The 18,534-nt window shown below is 67.4% G+C and carries 12 protein-coding genes and 4 pseudogenes; 10 read left to right on the top strand and 6 right to left on the bottom strand.

Features of this window, described 5'->3' with window-relative positions; translation table 11 throughout:
* Positions 1 to 148: 148 nt before the first annotated feature.
* The 4 genes from G205_RS00540 to G205_RS00525 all read right to left on the bottom strand — a co-directional run bounded on the left by G205_RS00540 (position 149) and on the right by G205_RS00525 (position 3,741).
* Positions 149 to 1,273 (bottom strand): adenylate/guanylate cyclase domain-containing protein, encoded by a 1,125-nt coding sequence (locus G205_RS00540; RefSeq protein ID WP_009356296.1) that lies wholly within the window; start codon positions 1,271 to 1,273, stop codon positions 149 to 151.
* Positions 1,263 to 1,862 carry a PH domain-containing protein gene (locus G205_RS00535; RefSeq protein ID WP_009356295.1) on the bottom strand — a complete coding sequence of 200 codons (600 nt, stop codon included), beginning with the start codon at positions 1,860 to 1,862 and terminating at the stop codon, positions 1,263 to 1,265. The genes G205_RS00540 and G205_RS00535 overlap by 11 nt, the downstream gene beginning before the upstream one ends.
* Positions 1,855 to 2,763 carry a biotin--[acetyl-CoA-carboxylase] ligase gene (locus G205_RS00530; protein ID WP_009356294.1) on the bottom strand — a complete coding sequence of 303 codons (909 nt, stop codon included), beginning with the start codon at positions 2,761 to 2,763 and terminating at the stop codon, positions 1,855 to 1,857. Before G205_RS00530 ends, G205_RS00535 begins: the two co-directional genes overlap by 8 nt.
* Before the next feature lie 90 nt (positions 2,764 to 2,853).
* Positions 2,854 to 3,741: an SDR family oxidoreductase gene (locus tag G205_RS00525; RefSeq protein ID WP_009356293.1), complete on the bottom strand. Its 888-nt coding sequence runs from the start codon at positions 3,739 to 3,741 to the stop codon at positions 2,854 to 2,856.
* Between the two features lie 225 nt (positions 3,742 to 3,966).
* Between G205_RS00525 and G205_RS00520 the strand changes: the two genes are divergently transcribed.
* The 4 genes and pseudogenes from G205_RS00520 to G205_RS00505 all read left to right on the top strand — a co-directional run bounded on the left by G205_RS00520 (position 3,967) and on the right by G205_RS00505 (position 9,176).
* Positions 3,967 to 5,550 carry an acyl-CoA carboxylase subunit beta gene (locus G205_RS00520; protein ID WP_009356292.1) on the top strand — a complete coding sequence of 528 codons (1,584 nt, stop codon included), beginning with the start codon at positions 3,967 to 3,969 and terminating at the stop codon, positions 5,548 to 5,550.
* Complete coding sequence (locus G205_RS00515) at positions 5,547 to 5,795, top strand: acyl-CoA carboxylase subunit epsilon (protein ID WP_009356291.1); 249 nt, start codon at positions 5,547 to 5,549, stop codon at positions 5,793 to 5,795. The genes G205_RS00520 and G205_RS00515 overlap by 4 nt, the downstream gene beginning before the upstream one ends.
* A gap of 63 nt (positions 5,796 to 5,858) precedes the next feature.
* Positions 5,859 to 7,550, top strand: coding sequence for a DUF885 domain-containing protein (locus G205_RS00510; protein ID WP_009356290.1), 1,692 nt, complete (start codon positions 5,859 to 5,861; stop codon positions 7,548 to 7,550).
* A 178-nt stretch (positions 7,551 to 7,728) separates the two neighbouring features.
* Positions 7,729 to 9,176, top strand: a pseudogene (locus G205_RS00505) (dicarboxylate/amino acid:cation symporter).
* A 96-nt stretch (positions 9,177 to 9,272) separates the two neighbouring features.
* On the opposite strand, the gene G205_RS00500 reads toward G205_RS00505, so the two are convergent.
* The gene (locus G205_RS00500) at positions 9,273 to 9,827 is read right to left on the bottom strand and encodes a hypothetical protein (protein ID WP_035751576.1); all 555 of its coding nucleotides are present in this window, start codon (positions 9,825 to 9,827) and stop codon (positions 9,273 to 9,275) included.
* A 161-nt stretch (positions 9,828 to 9,988) separates the two neighbouring features.
* On the opposite strand from G205_RS00500, the pseudogene G205_RS00495 reads away from it, so the two are divergent.
* The 6 genes and pseudogenes from G205_RS00495 (at position 9,989) to G205_RS00470 (ending at position 17,023) form a co-directional block, all read left to right on the top strand.
* Positions 9,989 to 10,659 (top strand): annotated as a pseudogene (locus G205_RS00495) (TetR/AcrR family transcriptional regulator).
* Positions 10,660 to 10,675: 16 nt separating this feature from the next.
* The gene (locus tag G205_RS00490) at positions 10,676 to 13,210 is read left to right on the top strand and encodes an MMPL family transporter (RefSeq protein ID WP_009356288.1); all 2,535 of its coding nucleotides are present in this window, start codon (positions 10,676 to 10,678) and stop codon (positions 13,208 to 13,210) included.
* 9 nt (positions 13,211 to 13,219) lie between these two features.
* Positions 13,220 to 13,867, top strand: coding sequence for a Maf family protein (locus tag G205_RS00485; protein WP_009356287.1), 648 nt, complete (start codon positions 13,220 to 13,222; stop codon positions 13,865 to 13,867).
* Positions 13,868 to 13,997: 130 nt separating this feature from the next.
* Complete coding sequence (locus G205_RS00480) at positions 13,998 to 15,806, top strand: acetyl/propionyl/methylcrotonyl-CoA carboxylase subunit alpha (RefSeq protein ID WP_052013964.1); 1,809 nt, start codon at positions 13,998 to 14,000, stop codon at positions 15,804 to 15,806.
* A 15-nt stretch (positions 15,807 to 15,821) separates the two neighbouring features.
* Positions 15,822 to 16,262, top strand: coding sequence for a YybH family protein (locus G205_RS00475; RefSeq protein ID WP_009356285.1), 441 nt, complete (start codon positions 15,822 to 15,824; stop codon positions 16,260 to 16,262).
* Positions 16,263 to 16,293: 31 nt separating this feature from the next.
* Positions 16,294 to 17,023, top strand: a pseudogene (locus tag G205_RS00470) (glutamine amidotransferase).
* Between the two features lie 59 nt (positions 17,024 to 17,082).
* Here G205_RS00470 and G205_RS00465 read toward each other — a convergent pair.
* Positions 17,083 to 18,493, bottom strand: a pseudogene (locus tag G205_RS00465) (MFS transporter).
* Positions 18,494 to 18,534 lie beyond the last annotated feature (41 nt).

Below are 18,534 nucleotides of genomic sequence, written 5' to 3'. Positions count from 1 at the left end.
TAGCCTACCCAAGCGCGGGCAGGGCCGCGATGGGGAGCCCTCCCCCACGATTGACCTGCTGCTTCTTTCGCCCGGCTGTCGCAACGCGCCCGGGCACCACCAATATAGCGGTTAAACCAACAAAGTGATAAAAGAATCTGTCCCGGAACTAGTCCAGGACGAGTCCCTTGCCCAGACCGCGGGTGAGCCGCACGGGCCTGATCTCGCCAAAGCCGCGGACGTTCTCCGGGGGCTGGGGAACCAGCACGAAACGCTCGTCGTGCTCAAGGGCGGAAGCGGTCATGGAGTCCACGAGCACGGTGCCGGGATCTGCGAGGGTTGTCAGGCGTGCGGCGAGGTTGACGGTGGGCCCGTAGATGTCGCCGAGCCGGGACAGGATCCGGCCCCAGACCATGGCTACCCGGGCCTCGGGAAGGATCTCATCCTCCGTGAAGGCCTGGGCGAGGGCCAGGGAGATCTCCGCGCCGGCTGCAGGCGTTTCGGCGATATACAGGACTTCGTCCCCCACCGTCTTCACCAGCCGGCCGCCGCCCACGGAAATGATCTCGGCGCACTTGTTCTCAAACCGCTGGACCAGGCGCGCCAGGGTCTTCTCGTTCATCCGGCGGGACAGGCTGGTGTAGGAAACGAGGTCGGCGAAACCAACGGCACGGGCCAGCGGCAGCGGCGCGTCATCCTCGTCGCCCTCCCGGCCCTCTTCACTGGCCTGCAGGCCGGCCTCGGCGCGCACGGCGAGCCGCTGGACGCCGGCGTTGAGCTGGCGCCGCCAGGAGTAGACCAGCACTTCCTCAAGCGCGTCCACCAGGGCGGGAAGTTCGTTGACCAGCCGTTTACGGGCTACGGCGTCAGTGACGCCCTGTTCATGGACCATGTCCTCCACGAGCGCCTCGATCTGCCACACCACCATCCGGTCCGTCATCTGGCCGATGGCCCGGGTGACGGAAATGGCGGCTTCCTCGGTGAGCTTACCGGCGCGGACCAGGTCCACCACGGTGGACAGGGCGGCCTGGTCACGTTCGGTGAAGGCGACGTCCTCGTCGCCGAAGTTCGGAAAGCCGAGGGCGCGCCACAGCTTGCGTGCGGACAGCAGGGACAGCCCGGCGCCGGCGGCCACTTCACGGCGGCGGAGCTTGCGTTCCCCGCCCAGCAGCCGGGCTTCGAGCGCCTTCATGGCCAGTCGCTCCGCGGACATGGTGCCGGTGGCCGGGTTCGGGTCCGTGGCGGGCGGCAGCGTTATGGGGTCGACGCGTTCCTGCTGGTCCTCATCGGTCATCCCGTCCACCTTCTCTCATGTCCCACGGCAAAGCTTCGGCGGGGTAGTGCGTTGCGCCGCCCGGCTGGGCATCACCTTCGTCCGGCAATTCCCCGATGGCATCGAGGATGAATTCCCTGAACCGGGCAACCTCCGGCACGTCCTGAAATGTGACCACGCCCTGGTACCCGGTTTCCAAGGATATATTCCCCGAGCGAAGGAGGCGTTGCAGCACCGTTTCGTGGACGGTCAGGTTGCGGATCCAGGCCAGGTCCACCTGCTGGTCACGCCGCTTGAGCCGGCCGTACCTTGCCACCATCCTGCGGCTGGTCAGGGTGTAGCGCGTGCCGTGCCAGCGCAGCAGGCGGGGCAGGCAATAGCCCAGCCACACCCAGGCCACGGCACCGGCGCAGGCAGCCACCAGCCAGGGAGTCCACTGGGGAGTGAGGAACGGCACATAACGGCGGGCCTCGCCCCGGATAATCCAGGCGGAAGCAAACGCGGCAAGCGCGGGTGACACAACGAAGGCGAGCGCGGCTCCTGCCAGCTTCCTCGGCTGCGGGCGTGTGGTGACAATCACCTGCTCGCCCGGTGCGAGGTCTTTACGCATAGCCGCCTTGGCCGGCGTCGCCAGGGGACGTCCAGGGGCGCAGGTGCACCACATCCCCGGCGGTCACCACGTGCTCCCGGGAGTCCTTGTCCACCACCAGCAGCGAGCCGTAGTCGTCCAGCCGCGAGGCATGCCCGATGATTTCGTGGTCTCCGGGCAGCTGCGCCCTGACCTGCTTGCCCAGGGTGGCCATCACGGCTTCCACGCGCTTGTGCAGGGACGGCCCGCCGGCCATTCCCGCCGCCGGATCGCCGTCGGCATTGCAGAAGCTGCGGTACAGCACTGCGAAATGCGACAGGTAGCTCTTCAGGAGCAGGGTCCGGTCCGTGGTGCGGGCACCCTCCAGGGCAACGGAGGTGGCAGTGGGAACCGGCAGCTCACCCTCGCGCAGTGTGACGTTCAGGCCCGTTCCGAGGATGACCGGCGGCACCGACCCGTCCCCCATGGGACCAAGCTGGGCCAGGATGCCCGCGATCTTGCGGCCCCGGACCAGGACGTCGTTGGGCCACTTGAGTTCGGCGGGAAGGCCGGCGGTTTCCAGCAGGGTCTCCCGCAGGGCAAGCGCGGCGATGAGCGAGAGCCAGGAATAGCTGTGCGTCGGAAGCGGCCTGCCGTCGGCATTGACGGGCCGCAGGACCACCGACACGGAGATGGAACTCAGCGGCGGCGCCTCCCAATGCCTGTCCAGGCGCCCCCTGGCCGCTGTCTGGTATTCCGCGGTCAGGACCGACATGTCCGGCCAGGCCTGGGGTTCCACAGTGACTGCCCGGAGGAGGTCCGCGTTGGTGGAACCCGTGGAGTCAACCACCTCCATCCGGGGAATCCCGGTGGCGGACAGGAAGCGCTGGTCATCCAGGTCCCAGCGGTTGAGGGGGGTGCCCGGGTTATGCGCGTCATCCATGCCTAAATCCTAGCGAGCCAAACGCGCCCGGGAGCAGCGCGGTGCAAACCGTCCGCGGCACGCGCCACTTCCGCTGGACCAGCCCGGCGGCTAGAGGAAGATATCCGGAACCAGCTGGTCCTCGGGCGCGCCGAGGCTGTAGGGGCTGAAATCGCTGACCCCCGCGGCCGCCAGGACCTCCTCATCCGTGTAGAAATTGCCGCTCGGCGAGCCACCTGCGCCCAGGTTGCCGCCGGTGAGGATGGCGTGGGCGGCGTCCGCCATGATGGCCGGTCCCCGGGCTGCCTGGACCATCACGTCGCCGTGCGGCATGTTCCGGATCGCGGCTGTGTCTATGAGTGTGCAGGGCCAGAGCGAATTCACCCGTATCCCGTCGGCCTTCAGCTCTTCGGCAAGCCCCAGGGTGGTAAGGCTCATGCCGTACTTGGCCATGGTGTAGGCCAGGTGTTTACCTGCCCAGAAGGGGTTGAGGTTCAGGGGCGGCGAAAGGGTGAGGATCTGGCCCTGCCCAGACGCACGCAGCGCCGGCAGCGCCAGCTTGGAGAGCAGGAACGTGCCGCGGACGTTGATGTCCTGCATGAGGTCGTACTTTTTCATGTCCACGTCATCAGTCCGCGAAAGGTCGATGGCGGAGGCGTTGTTAATGACGACGTCGATGCCGCCAAACCGTTCGACGGCGGCCGCAACCGCACGGGCAACATCCTCGTCGCGGCGCACGTCCCCCACCAGGGGCAGTGCCTGGCCGCCTGCCTCCTCCAGCTCCCGGGCCGCCGTGTGGACCGTGCCGGCGAGCTTTGGGTGCGGTTCCCCGGTCTTCGCCATCAGGACGATATTGGCGCCGTCCCGGGCGGCGCGGACGGCGATGGCGAGGCCAATGCCGCGGCTTCCGCCGGAGATGAGGACCGTCTGTCCGTGAAGCGAACCCGAAGCGCGATAGGGGCTTGGGATGGCATGCGCAGCGTCATTGCTCGAAGTCATCTGCCTACTGTAACCCAGTCAAGTTACCGGTGAGTAACATAGTGGTGCGGCTGGGGGCACGGCAGAAAATTGTAGGTTCCCTACAGCTGCGGGCGCACAAAGCGTCACTAGACTTGCCTGCAGGGTTCGTCCTTTGTGTGGAAGCTACTTAAGCTCCGCCCCGGCGCAGCCGCCAGAGACCAGAGCGCCACGAAACAAAATCTGCAACAGAGCCGGAGATACCTGATGAGCCACGATCTGACCACGACAGCGGGAAAGATAGCCGATTTCCGCGACCGCCAGGCCCGTGCCGAACAGCCCTCCGGCCCCGAAGCCATCGAAAAGCAACACGCACGCGGCAAGAACACGGCCCGCGAACGCATCGGCCTCCTGCTGGACGAGGACTCGTTCGTGGAGTTCGACGCGCTGGCCGTGCACCGCTCCACGGCATTCGGCATGGAGAAGAAGAAGCCCCTGGGCGACGGCCTGGTGTCGGGCTACGGCACCGTGGACGGCCGCCTCGTGGCCGTCTACAGCCAGGATTTCTCCGTCTACGGCGGCTCCCTGAGCCAGGTCAACGGCGAAAAGATCGTTAAGGTGCAGGAGTTCGCCCTGCGGAACGGCTGCCCCGTGGTGGGCATCCTGGACGGCGGCGGCGCCCGCATCCAGGAAGGCGTCGCCTCGCTGGCCATGTTCGCGGACATCTTCCGCAACAACGTCCACGCCTCGGGCGTTGTCCCGCAGATCTCGATGATCATGGGGCCCTCCGCCGGCGGCGCGGCCTACTCCCCCGCCCTCACGGACTACGTGGTGATGGTGGACAAGACCTCGCACATGTTCATCACCGGCCCCGACGTCATCAAGACGGTCACGGGCGAAGACGTGGACATGGAGACCCTGGGCGGCGCCCGCCAGCACAACGCCACCACCGGCACCTCCACCTACCTGGCCTCGGACGAAAGCGATGCGATCGAGTTCGTCCGTGAGCTGCTGGACTTCCTGCCCTCCAACAACCTTTCCGAGGCCCCGGTGGCGGACCACCAGCAGGAGCTGGAGATCGACGACGACGACCTCGCCCTCGACACGCTGGTCCCGGACTCCGCCAACCAGCCCTACGACATGCGCACCGTGATCGAACAGATCGTGGACGACGGCCACTTCCTGGAAATGCAGGCACTCTACGCACCGAACGTCATGATCGGCTACGGCCGGGTTGAAGGCCACACGGTGGGCATCGTTGCCAACCAGCCGCTGCAGTTCGCCGGAACGCTGGACATCGCGGCCTCGGAGAAAGCGGCCCGCTTTGTCCGCCACTGCGACGCCTTCAACATCCCGATCATCACCCTCGTGGACGTCCCGGGCTTCCTCCCCGGCAAGGACCAGGAATTCCAAGGCATCATCCGGCGCGGCGCCAAGCTGCTCTACGCCTACGCCGAGGCCACCGTTCCCAAGCTCACCGTCATCACCCGCAAGGCCTACGGCGGCGCCTACATCGTGATGGGCTCCAAGAAGCTCGGCGCCGACCTGAACCTTGCCTGGCCCACCGCCCAGATCGGCGTGATGGGCGCCCAGGGCGCCGTCAACATCCTTTACCGCCGCGACCTCGCCGCGGTCGCGGAGGCGGGCGGCGACGTGGAGGCGCGCCGGGCCGAGGTCATCCGGCAGTACGAGGAGGAACTCCTCAACCCGTACCAGGCGGCCGAGCTCGGCTACGTCGACGCCGTCATCGCACCCTCCGATACGCGGGTGCAGATTATCAAGGGGCTCCGCGCGCTGCGTGACAAACGCGCCAGCCTCCCCGCCAAGAAGCACGGAAACATCCCGCTGTGAACAGGGAGAACCCGGTGGTTGAGCCTGTCGAAACCCCTGAACCGCCCGCCGCGCCCCTGTTTTCGGTGGTCAAGGGGCAGCCGGACGCCGAGGAACTGGCGGCGCTGACCGCCGTCGTCCTCGCCCTCGGGGGATCGGCACCTGCTCCGGCGCGCACGCCCTCGGTCCGGCACTGGGTGCGGCGGCAGCAGCTGCGGCTCGCTCCGACGCCGGGGCCCGGCGCCTGGAAACGCAGCCGGGGCTGATCGGCCCGCGGCACTGCCAACCCGGTGCTTTGCTAAGCCCCGGACCCCCGTTAGTCTCGGGAGGTGACTACCGAGACCGCTCCTGCCGCCCGTCCGCAGACCCGCATTGATGCCGTGGCGGATGCCTACACCGACACGCTCGTCAGCCTGAACCCGTCGCTGGCCACCACCCTGGGCGTACCGGGGCATGAGACGGAATTCCAGGACTTCTCGCCCGCAGGGATCGCGGGATTCGCGGAGGCAGCCCGGAAGGCCCTGTCCGACCTGGAAGGCCTGGAGCCCCAGGATGAGGTGGACACCGTCACGCTGGACGCGATGCAGGAGCGGCTCGGCCTGCAGCTGCTGATCCACGCGTCCGGCTGGGACTACGCCGACCTTAACAACATCGCCTCGCCCGCCCAGGACATCCGGTCCATTTTCGACCTGATGCCCACGGCGACGGAACAGGACTGGGCGAATATTGCCGGCCGCGCGCACAACGTGCCCGGCGCCATCGAGGGCTACATCGAATCCCTGCGGTCCGCCCGCGACGCCGGCCGGGTCGCCGCCGCCCGCCAGGTGAAGATCGTTATCGACCAGGCCACCAGGTACGCAGCGGCCGACGGCTTCTTCGCCAAGCTTGCCGGCGGCGCCGCCACGGCAGCCGGCCCGCTGGGAACTGAGGTGCGGCAAAAGCTCGACGCCGGTTCGGCCGCCGCCCGCGGCGCCTACATCCGGCTCGCAGAATTCCTCTGCGATGAACTGCTTCCTGCCGCCCCGCAAAAAGACGCCGTTGGCCGGGCACGCTATGCCCTCGCCTCCAGGGCCTTCCTCGGCGCCGTCGTGGACCTGGACGAAACGTATGCCTGGGGCGTGCAGGAACTGGACCGCATCATCGCCGAGCAGGAAGAGGTGGCCGCCGCCATCAAGCCGGGTGCGGGCATTGCCGAGGCGAAGGAGATCCTCAACAGCGACCCTGCCCGCCGGCTCAAAGGCACTGAGGCGCTGCGGGAATGGATGCAGGAGCTCTCGGACAAGGCGGTGGCCGAACTCGCCGGCGTGCACTTCGACATTCCGGACGTCATGAAGAAGCTGGAGTGCCTGATCGCACCCACGGACGAGGGCGGCATCTACTACACCGGCCCTTCCGATGACTTCAGCAGGCCCGGCCGGATGTGGTGGTCGGTGCCGGCCGGCGAGGACTCCTTCACCACCTGGGCTGAAACCACCACCGTCTACCACGAGGGCGTTCCGGGCCACCACCTCCAGGTTGCCACTGCCACCTACCGGCGTGAACTGCTGAACAAATGGCGGCGCAACATCTGCTGGACATCTGGCCATGGCGAAGGGTGGGCACTCTACGCGGAACGGCTGATGCAGGAACTGGGCTACCTCAACGATCCCGGCGACCACATGGGGATGCTGGACATGCAGCGGATGCGCGCGGCACGCGTGGTGTTCGACATCGGCGTCCACCTGGAACTGGCCATGCCGGCACGCTGGGGGTCGGGGACCTGGACACCGGAGAAGGGGTACGACTTCCTGAAGCAGAACCTGGCCATCAGCGAGGGACAACTCGACTTCGAGTTCGCCCGGTACCTTGGCTGGCCGGGCCAGGCCCCCTCCTACAAGGTGGGGCAGCGGCTCTGGGAGCAGATCCGCGCCGAGCTGGAGGCCCGCCCGGGATTCAACCTTAAGGACTTCCACACCCGTGCCCTGAATGTCGGTTCCGTGGGACTGGACACCCTGAGGCGCGCCCTGCTCACCGGTGATTGAGCTTGTCGGAATCCGGTGCTGGAGGAGATATATGCCACATCCCGGCCGGGAATAAGTAACAATACGCCTCTAAACCCCTGATTTTGCGCGGAAGATGAGACACGCAAGCAAAAGATGGCGCGTAATATTTCTCAACATGCTTTCGACGTGGTATTTGCGGTGGACCTAGCGTATTCGGGTGAGCACATCGACCCGCCCCTCAGATACCGCAGGAAAGACCGGCTTCCAGCTCCCCAAGTGGGCTGGTTCATTCGGCTTCCAGATCATCGCCGCCCTCATCGTCGGCCTCGGACTCGGCCTGCTGGCCAAGTACACCGGCAGCACCAAGGCCGCTCCCAACGGCCTGGGCGCCACGCTGCAGACCATTGGCTCAAGCTATGTCTCCCTGCTGCAGACCGCCGTCGTTCCACTGATCTTCACCGCAGTCGTCAGCTCCATCTCCAACCTGCGCCAGGTGTCCAACGCCGCGAAGCTCGCGTGGAACACCCTGCTCTGGTTCGCCATCACCTCGCTGATTGCCGTGCTGATCGGCATCGGCCTGGGCGTGCTCCTGCAGCCGGGCGCCAACACCGGGATCACCGAGGAGGCGAAGTACTCCGGCAAGTCGGGTGACTGGTGGTCCTTCCTCATCGGGCTGTTCCCCAAGAACTTCCTGGGCCTGGGGGCCACCTCCACGGTGGCTGAATCCGGCGCCGTCACCACGTCCGTCAGCTTCAACGTCCTGCAGATCCTGGTGATCGCGATCGCCGTCGGCGTGGCCGCGCTCAAGGTGGGCAAGGCGGCAGAACCCTTCCTGGCCCTGAACGCCTCCGCCCTGGCCGTGATCCAGAAGGTGCTGTGGTGGATCATCGCATCGCTCCCCTTGGCACCGTCGGGCTCATCGGCAACGCCGTCGCCGTCTACGGCTGGGACACCATCGGCTCGCTGGGCAAATTCACGGCCGCCATCTACCTTGGCCTGGCCCTGGTGCTCTTCGTGGTGTACCCCGTCCTGGTCCGCACCCACGGGCTCTCCATCAAGCAGTATTTCTCGGGTGTCTGGCCGGCAGTCCAGCTCGCCTTCGTGTCCCGTTCCTCCGTAGGGACCCTGCCGCTCACGCAGCGGGTCACCGAGCGCAGCCTGGGCGTCCCCCGCGGCTACGCCTCCTTCGCCGTGCCGCTGGGCGCCACCACCAAGATGGACGGCTGCGCCGCCATTTACCCGGCCATCGCCGCCATCTTCGTGGCACAGTTCTTTGGCATCCAGCTCGACTTCAGCCAGTACCTGCTGATCGCCCTGGTTTCCGTCCTGGGCTCGGCGGCCACTGCCGGAACCACCGGCGCCGTGGTGATGCTGACGCTGACCCTTTCCACGCTGGGACTGCCGCTCGCCGGCGTCGGCCTCCTGCTGGCCATCGACCCCATCCTGGACATGGGCCGCACCGCGGTGAACGTTGCAGGCCAGGCGCTGGTCCCCACCATCGTGGCCAAGCGCCAGGGCATCCTGGACGAGGCGCTGTACAACGCGCCGCGCAACGGCACCCCGTTCGTGGATGACAGCGACGCCGCCGCTCCGTCCGCCGGCACCCCGTCTGACGGAACCAGCACGGACACCGCTCCGCGCGAGCTGCAGGATGCCAAGGCCTAAGCGCCGGGTGTGATCAAAGGAAGTCCCCGGGAAGAAGAATCCCCGGGGACTTCCTTTTTGCTATGCCGTTCCCGTCATGCCCTGCCGGGCTCCCGGTCAGTGCCTGCCGCCGCCGATCACACCGCTTTCCACGGCTTTGGTGACGGCGTCGGCTTCGGCCTGGGTCAGCTTGCCGTCCGCCACGGCCTGGTCCAGCCGCGACTTCAGCGCCGCGGCCCTCTCCGCCTGCTTCTCGCTGCGCAGCTCCTCCAGCGCGGCGGTCACCTTGGACTCTTCGATGCCCAGTGCTTCCGCCAGGGATGTGGCCAGGGCCGCGTCCCGGGCGGCAGCGTCAGGCTTCTCCCCGTCCGCCGGCGGCGTGGAAGGCTTGTTGGCTTCGCGGAAGGCCTGAAGCGCCTCCGTCACCCTGGCCTCCTCCACGCCAAGCTTTTCGGCCAGGGCGGAAGCCTGCGCGACGCCGCGCTCACCGCCCCGGCCGCCGTGCTTGCCCATGCCGCCGCCGGTGCTGCCGTCCGGAGTGGCGCTGGAACTCACGCTGGGGCTGGGCGCGGGCGTGGTTGTTGCGGAGGCCATGCCGGCCACTCCGATGCCGGCGCCAAGAGCCAGCGCCGTGGCTGACAAGCCTAGGGTCATTTTCTTCGTGCGTGACATTTCTTGTCTCCTGGATCCGCCGTCGTGGGACGGCTGCTGTGTTCGCCTCATTCAGGCATACCAAGCATCGGAAAGCAGGTTCTGTGCAGGCTGTCGGCAACCTTTCATTCAGCTGTGAAAGTAAGTTGCCCGGAGTGCAAACTTGCACGTAGTGTAAGAACATGTCTGCTGCCATTCCGATAACCGCTGATCCGGGCGCACCTCCGTCCCGGCGGGAGCTTAACAAGGCCGCCACGCGCCAGGCGATCACCGACGCCGCGCTTGGCCTCCTGCGCGCCAACGGCCCGGGCAATTTCACCGCCGAAGACATCGCCGAGGCCGCCGGAATCTCGCGACGCACGTTCTTCAACTACTTCAGCAGCACGGACGCCGCCCTCGCCGCCATCACGCACGCCTTCCTGGACAACGCCATCCAGCAGCTGAGGCTGCGGCCCGCGGACGAACCTGTCCTGGATTCAGCCAGGCGGCCCTGATGGCCCTCGCGGATCCGAAGGCCATCGCACCCCTTGCCGAGCTGTTCACGCTGACCCAGCAGAGCCCACTCATGTCGCACACCGAGCTTGAGGCCTGGGACCACTGCAGGGCGCAGGTCTTCGCCATCACCCGCGAGCGGGTGGGTGGCCGGCGCGGCGGGCAGGATGACCTGTACATCCACGCTCTTGCGGGCTCCGTCATCTCCTGCGGCAAGGCCGCTTTGGAGGTCTGGTTCAGCCGCCGCGGCCCGGACCTCTCCCCCGCGTCCCTCGCCGAGCTGCGCCAGCTGCTCATCGACGCCATGGCCCTGCTGGGCGCCGGCTTCAACGCTTCCCCGTCAGACTCCCGTTCCTCCTGATCAGATCGGTTCCCTCATGGCACTGTTCCTCTACCGCCTTGGCAAGTTCTCCTACCGCCGGCGCTGGCTGGTCATCGCATTGTGGCTGGCCGCCCTGGTGGCTGTCGGCGGTTCGGCCGCGGCCTTCCACGGCACCCTTTCCAACAACTTCCAGATCCCCGGCACGGAAACCCAGCGGATCGCGGACAAGCTGAAAGAGGACCTGCCCTCGGCCTCCGGCGGCTCCGCCACCATTGTCTTTGAAGCCCCGGAGGGCGGCTTCACGGACGAGGGCCGGGCCGCCGTCACCGGCGTGCTGCAGAAGCTCGAGACCCTGCCGGACGTCCGCGGGACCGTGGACCCCTTCGCCACACAGGCCCAGGTGGACCAGGCAGGACAGGCCATTTCCGACGGCGAGCAGCAGCTCGCCGCCGGGCAGGCGCAGCTGGACGCCTCCCGCGCCACACTCGAGGCCGGCAAGGCACAGCTCGCGGCGGCCGAGCAGCAGTTGGCCGCGGCTGGCGCCCCCGCAGCCCTGGTGGAAGCCCAGCTGGGGCAGCAGAAAGCGGAGCTGGCGGCGGGCGAGGCCCGGCTGCAGGCCGGCCAGCAGGAGCTTGATGCAAACAAGGCGAAGCTGGAACTGGGCAAGCGCCAGGCCGAGGCATCGTCCGCCATCCGGTTCGTGTCCGGGGACGGCCGGGCCGCCGTCGCGCAGGTGCAGTTCAACACCTCCATCAACGGGCTGAGCCCCGAAACCCGGCAGCAGGTGCAGGACATCGCCCACGAGACGTCCTCCGCCGGCGTCACCGCACTGGCCAGCAAGGAAATCACCGAGGATATCTCCGAACTCTTCGGCGCCGCCGAGATCATCGGCATCGCCGTGGCGGCCCTGGTGCTGATCATCATGCTCGGCACGCTGGTGGCGGCCGGCCTGCCCCTGCTCATGGCGGTGGTGGGCGTTGGCGTCGGCGTCGGCACCACCTTCGCGCTGTCCGGCCTCTTCGACATGAGCTCCATCTCGCCCATGCTGGCCCTCATGCTTGGCCTGGCCGTGGGCATCGACTACTCGCTGTTCATCGTGAACCGGCACCGTACCCAGCTCCTGGCCGGGATGGACCCCGAGGAGTCGGTGGCACGCGCCACGGGCACGTCCGGCAACGCCGTGGTGTTTGCCGGGCTTACGGTCATCATCGCCCTCGCAGCCCTGGTGGTTCCCGGGCTGCCGTTCCTCACAGTGATGGGCCTCGCAGCTGCCGGCACGGTAGCCGTAGCGGTCCTCGTGGCCATCACCCTCACCCCGGCCATGCTGTCCCTGATTGGCCGCCGGATCATTTCCCGGCGGGCCTGGGCCCAGGCAGAGGCCCATAACGCCGAGCCCGGGCACGAAGCAGCGGACGAGGCGGCCGACCGTGAACGCAGCACGCACGGCTGGGGCGGCATGGTCACCCGGCATCCGGTGCTGGCACTGCTCGCCGGCGTGCTCCTGCTGGGAACCCTTGCCCTGCCCGCTGCGCAGCTGCAGCTTGCCCTGCCCGACGGCGGTTCGGAGCCCCTGGAGTCCGAGGCCTACCAGGCCTACGACCTGACGGCCCGGAGCTTCGGCGAAGGCGTCACCGGCCCCATCGTGGCCGTGGGCGAGTTCCCCGCCAACCTTGACGAGGCCCGGGCGCAGGCCCTGCAGTACGACGTCGCGGACAAACTGCGTGAGGTCGAGAACGTGGTGGCCGCGGTGCCCGTAGCGCTCAGCGAGGACCGCCGGACGGCCGTCTTCCAGGTCATCCCCGAGGAAGGCCCGGCCAGCGCAAGCACCGTCAAGGTGGTCTCCGAACTGCGCGGCCTGAACGATGAGATCCAGGCGGAGTACGACGTGGCCATGGGCCTGACCGGCCAGACCGCCGGCAACATCGACGTCTCCACCAAGCTCGGCGAGGCCCTGCCGCCCTACCTGGCAATCGTCGTCGGACTGTCCCTGATCCTGCTGCTGCTCGTGTTCCGCTCCATCGTGGTGCCGCTGCTCGCCACCGGCGGGTTCCTGCTCTCCCTCGCCGCGGCCTTCGGCGCCGTGGTGGCCGTGTACCAGTGGGGGTGGCTGGGAAGCGTGTTCGACGTGGCCAACCCCGGGGCGGTCCTGAGCTTCCTGCCCATCATCCTGATCGGTGTCCTGTTCGGCCTGGCGATGGACTACCAGGTGTTCATCGCATCCGGCATGCGCGAGGCCTACATGCACGGCTCATCGGCGAAGGAGGCAGTACGGGTGGGATTCCGGCACGCCGCAGCGGTGGTCACGGCCGCCGCGATCATCATGGTGAGCGTGTTCGCCGGCTTCATTTTCAGCCACCTCACCATGGTGCGGCCGCTCGGCTTTGCCATGGCCTTCGGTGTACTCCTCGACGCCTTCGTGGTCCGAATGACCATCGTCCCGGCGGTCATGTACCTGCTGGGCGAAAAGTCCTGGTGGCTGCCCCGCTGGCTGGACCGGATCCTGCCGGACGTGGACGTTGAGGGGGCCAAACTGGTGAAGCCGGGCAGCGGCCACCCCAAGCACGCCAAAGCGGCCGAGCCGGTCCACTAGGCTTTATCCGTGGTCCGCCTGATTCTCGCCTCCCAGTCCCCCGCCCGCACCAAGCTCCTGGCCGAGGCCGGCATCCAGCATTCCGTCCTGGTCTCCGACGTGGACGAGGCCGCCGTCCAGGCCCGCTACGGCGTCACCGACCCGCACGATACGGCCTTGCTGCTGGCCCGGGCCAAGGCCGAAGCCGTGGCGGCGCTGCCCGAAGCCGAGGGGGCCTTGGTCCTGGGCTGCGACTCGGTCTTCGAGTTTGACGGCGAGGCACACGGCAAGCCATACACGCCAGACATCGCGCGCGAGCGGATGCTCCGGATGAGCGGCAACGCGGGGGTCCTGCATACCGGGCACTGGCTGGTGGACTGCCGGGACACAGACGGGGACGACGACGGCGGGGAGCCCGGCTCAGGTGCCACGCTGGGGGCGGTTGCCTCCGCGGCAGTCGCCTTCATGGAGATGGATCCTGAGGAGATCGAGGCATACATCGCCACCGGCGAGCCCCTGCACTGCGCCGGTTCGTTCACCATTGACGGCCTGGGCGGAGCGTTCATCCGCAAGGTGGACGGGGACCCGCACGCCGTCGTCGGGCTGTCCGTATCCACGCTCCGGGGCCTGCTCGCCTCCGCGAACGTCCGCATCACCGATCTCTGGCCCGCGCCATAAACCATCACCAATTCGAAGCATTTTGTAGCTTCCCTACAAAGCCGTCCCGGTTTACACGCGGATTCCGCAAGTAATATCGGCGAAACCTCCAAAAGCGCGCTAGGGTTCCTGAAGGAAAGAAGGAGACGCCTTGTCAGCAAATTTGGAGCAGTCCGCAGGAACCACGCAGTCGACCCTCACAAAGGTGCTGATCGCAAACCGCGGAGAAATCGCCGTCCGCATCATCCGCGCCGCCCGCGATGAAGGCATCGCGTCCGTAGCCGTGTATGCCGACCCGGACCGCGATGCCCTGCACGTCCGCCTCGCTGACGAGGCCTATGCCCTGGGCGGCAACACCGCGGCCGAGTCCTACCTGGTGATGGACAAGATCATTGACGCCGCCCGGCAGTCCGGCGCGGACGCCATCCACCCCGGCTACGGCTTCCTGGCCGAAAATGCCCAGTTCGCCGCGCGCGTGATCGAAGCGGGCATCACCTGGATCGGGCCGTCCCCGGAGGCCATCTCCGCCCTCGGCGACAAGGTCCAGGCCCGGCATATCGCCGAAAAGGTTGGCGCTCCCCTGGTTCCCGGCACCGCCGATCCCGTGGAATCCGCCGAAGAGATCCTGGCCTTCGTGGACCGGCACGGGCTTCCCGTGGCCATTAAGGCGGCCTTCGGCGGCGGCGGCCGCGGCATCAAGGTGGCTCGTACCCGCGAGGAGATCCCCGAACTCTACGAGTCAGCGGTCCGCGAAGCCACCGCCGCCTTCGGCCGTGGCGAGTGCTTCATTGAGCGCTTCCTTGACGCGCCCCGCCACGTTGAGACCCAGTGCCTTGCCGACGCCCACGGCAACGTGGTGGTGGTTTCCACCCGCGACTGCTCGCTGCAGCGCCGCAACCAGAAACTTGTGGAGGAAGCGCCTGCCCCGTTCCTGACGGAGGACCAGAACCGCCGGCTCTACGAATCCTCCAAGGCGATCCTCAAGGAAGCCGGCTACCTTGGCGCCGGAACCTGTGAGTTCCTGGTTGGCCAGGACGGCACCATCTCCTTCCTCGAAGTGAACACCCGGCTCCAGGTGGAGCACTGCGTCTCCGAAGAGGTCACCGGCATCGACCTGGTCCGCGAGCAGTTCCGGCTGGCCCGCGGCGAGGAGCTCGGCTACGGCGACCCCGAGGTCCGCGGCCACTCGTTCGAGTTCCGCATCACCGGCGAAGACCCGGGCCGCAACTTCATGCCCGCCCCGGGCACCGTGCGCGTTTTGAAGAACCCCACCGGCCCCGGCGTCCGCATCGATTCCGGCATCGAACAGGGTGACGTGATCAGCGGCAACTTCGACTCCATGCTGTCCAAGCTGATTGTCACCGGCGCCAGCCGGCCGCAGGCCCTGCAGCGCGCCCGCCGGGCCCTGGAGGAGATGGTGGTGGAGGGCATCCCCACCGTCATCCCGTTCGACCTGGCAGTGGTTTCCGACCCCGCGTTCGCCCCCGCAGAGGGACCGTTCAAGGTCCACACCCGCTGGATCGAGACGGAATTCTCCAACAACCTCCCGGCCTGGACCCCTGACGGCACCGCCGAGGGCGAAGCCGCGGAGGACCGCCAGCGGGTGGTGGTCGAGGTAGGCGGCAAGCGCCTCGAAGTGGTGCTGCCCGCGTCGCTGGCGTCGGCAGGCGCAGGAGCGGCGGTGGCATCCAAGCCCGCCAAGTCCAAGAAGCGGTCCCGCTCCGGCGGCCCGGCCGCCGCGACCGGCAACGCCCTCGCCTCCCCCATGCAGGGCACCATCGTGAAGGTGGCGGTGACCGACGGCGACATCGTGGTGGAGGGCGACCTGGTGGTGGTCCTGGAGGCCATGAAGATGGAACAGCCGCTGACCGCGCACCGCTCCGGCACCATCACGGGCCTCACGGCAGCAGCCGGCGAAACGGTCAGCGCCGGGGCCGTCATCGCCATCATCGAAGACTAGCCGCCGGAGGCAACCATGCTCGCACCCAGCTTTCAGGAAGAAGTGGACCGCTACCACGCCGCGGTTCCCGAGATCACCCGGGGCAACCCGGAACCCATCAAGGAGCTGTACTCGCGGCTCGACGACGTCACCCTGGCCAATCCCTTCGGCGGCATCGCCAGGGGCTGGGCGCAGGTGGAGGCACGGCTCGACCAGGCCGCACGGCAGTTTCAGGACGGCGAAATGCTCGGTTTCGACACCATCACGTCCTACAAGGCCAGCAACACGGCATTCCTGGTGGAAACCGAACACTTCCGTGCCCGCCTGGACGGCGCCGGTGTCGCCGAGGAGTTCGCGCTCCGGGTGACCAGCGTTTTCCGCCGCGAGGAAGGCTACTGGAAGCTGGTGCACCGGCACGCCGACCCGGCTGCCAGGCCGCAGTCGCGCCGCTCCCTGAGCCAGCCGGCCGGCGGCTGACAGCGGGCGCGCAGCAAGGCACACTTAGCAGATGCTGCCATTCCTGCTGCTCGCGTCCAGGGCCGAAGATGCCGCGGCGGAGGACGAGTACGCCGCCTACCTCCGGTACGGCGGCCTGGAACCGCAGGAACTCCACCGGATCCGGCTGGAGGCGGCGCCCATGCCCAGCCTTGACTTCTCCCGCTACTCCGGCGTCATTGTGGGCGGTAGCCCGTTCACGTCCAGTGACCCGCCGGCGGAGAAGACTGCCGTGCAGCACCGGTGGAACGTGAGCTTTCCGGGCTGCTGGATGAGCTGGTGGCGCGGGATTTCCCCTTCCTGGTGCGTGCTACGGCGTCGGGACCCTGGGCAGGCACCAGGGCGCGGTCATCGACAGGACCTATGGCGAACCGCTGGGCGGGGTGGAGATTGAACTGACCGACGCCGGGCTGGCGGACCCGCTGCTCGAGGGCATGCCGCAGAGCTTTCCGGCGTTCACGGGGCACAAGGAAGCCTGCACCGTCCTGCCGCCGCACGCCGTGCTGCTCGCGCGTTCCGCAGCCTGCCCGGTCCACATGTTCCGCATCCGCAAGAACCTGTACGCCACGCAGTTCCATCCGGAGCTGGACGTGGAGGGCCTCATCACCCGGATCGACATCTACCGGCACGCCGGCTACTTCCCGCCCGAATCGGCGGAGGAGCTGATGGACAAGGCCCGGCAGTACACAGTCACGGAACCCATGAAGATCCTGCGGAACTTCGTGGCCCGCTACGCGGCCTAAACACGAAAATGCCCGGCGGGTCCGAGGACCACGCCGGGCATTTTCGCAACCTGCGGCTGTTAGGCCACGTTGTTCTCGTAGTCCACGTCGCGGGTTTCCTTGCTCACGAACAGGGCGATGAGCGTGAGCACGGCCATGGCGGTCAGGTAGACACCCACCAGGACGGGGCTGCCGTCCGCTGCTTCCCACAGTGCGACGGCGATGAACGGAGCCACCGCGGCGCCGAGGATGCTGGAGAAGTTGTAGCTGACCGCGGACCCGGTGTACCGGACGTTGGTGGGGAACAACTCGGGCAGCAGCGCACCCATGGGGCCGAAGGTGAGGCCCATCAGCGAGAACCCGATGACCAGCAGCGCCATGGTGCCGACGAACCCGCCGCTGAAGAGCGGGACGAACAGCAGGCCGAACACGAAGATCCCGCCCGTAACCGCCAGGAGCATCTTGCGGCGGCCGTACTTCTCAGCCAGCGGCCCGGAGACGAGCGTGAAGATGCCGAAGAACACGACGCCGGCAATCAGCATCCAGAGGAAGTCGTTGCGGGTGTAGCCCAGGCCGGGGACAAAGGCGGCGGCAGCGGCTTCCGTCATCGGCTTGCCGGCCTTCTCGGCGGCAGCGCGGGCAGCCTCCAGGCTGGCCGGACGGGTGCCGTAGGTCAGGGTGAACGTGGTCATCAGGTAGAAGAGCACGTAGGTGGCGAGCATGATGAACGTTCCCAGGATCAGCTGGCGCCAGCTGGACTTGAACACGCGGCCCAGGGGAAGCTTTGCCACCTCGTTGGATTCGATCACCTTGGTGAAGGCGGGGGTTTCGATCAACTTCAGGCGGACGTACAGCCCGATGATCACCATGATGGCGCTGAGCAGGAACGGAACCCGCCAGCCCCAGGCCATGAAGTCAGCCGGGGACAATGCGTAGCTGAACACCAGGAAGATCACGTTCGCGATGATGAAGCCGATGGGCGCCCCCAGCTGGGGGAAGGTTCCGTAGATTGCACGCTTGTTCGCCGGTGCGTTCTCGGTGGCCAGGAGGGCTGCGCCGCTCCATTCGCCGCCCAGGGCCAGGCCCTGCGCAAACCGCATGACCACCAGCAGGGCGGGAGCCAGAATGCCCAGCCGGCACCAGCGCCGTAGGCAGGCAGCCGATCAGGAAGGTGGCGATGCCCATGGTGAGCAGCGAGGCAACCAGGGTGCCCTTGCGGCCGAACTTGTCGCCGAAGTGGCCGAAGACAATCGAGCCCAGCGGCCGGGCGATGAATGCGACGCCGAAGACGGCGAAGGAGCTCAGGAGCTGGGTGGTCTCGTTCTGGCTGGGGAAGAACAGCTGCGGGAACACGAGGACCGCGGCGGTGGCGTAGACATAGAAGTCATAGAACTCAACCGTGGTGCCGATCAGGCTGGCGACGATCACGCGGCCGCGGGAGTTCACCGGCTGGGGTGCGCCCGGCAGCGTGGACGTATCGGTGGAAGACATAAAAGGTAAACGCTTTCGTGAGAACCCGCCGGACGCAGACA

It is taken from the genome of Arthrobacter nitrophenolicus (genome assembly GCF_000332815.1).
In the GTDB taxonomy this organism is placed as follows: Bacteria; Actinomycetota; Actinomycetes; order Actinomycetales; family Micrococcaceae; genus Arthrobacter; species Arthrobacter nitrophenolicus.
This window is presented reverse-complemented; position numbering and strand designations above follow the sequence as displayed.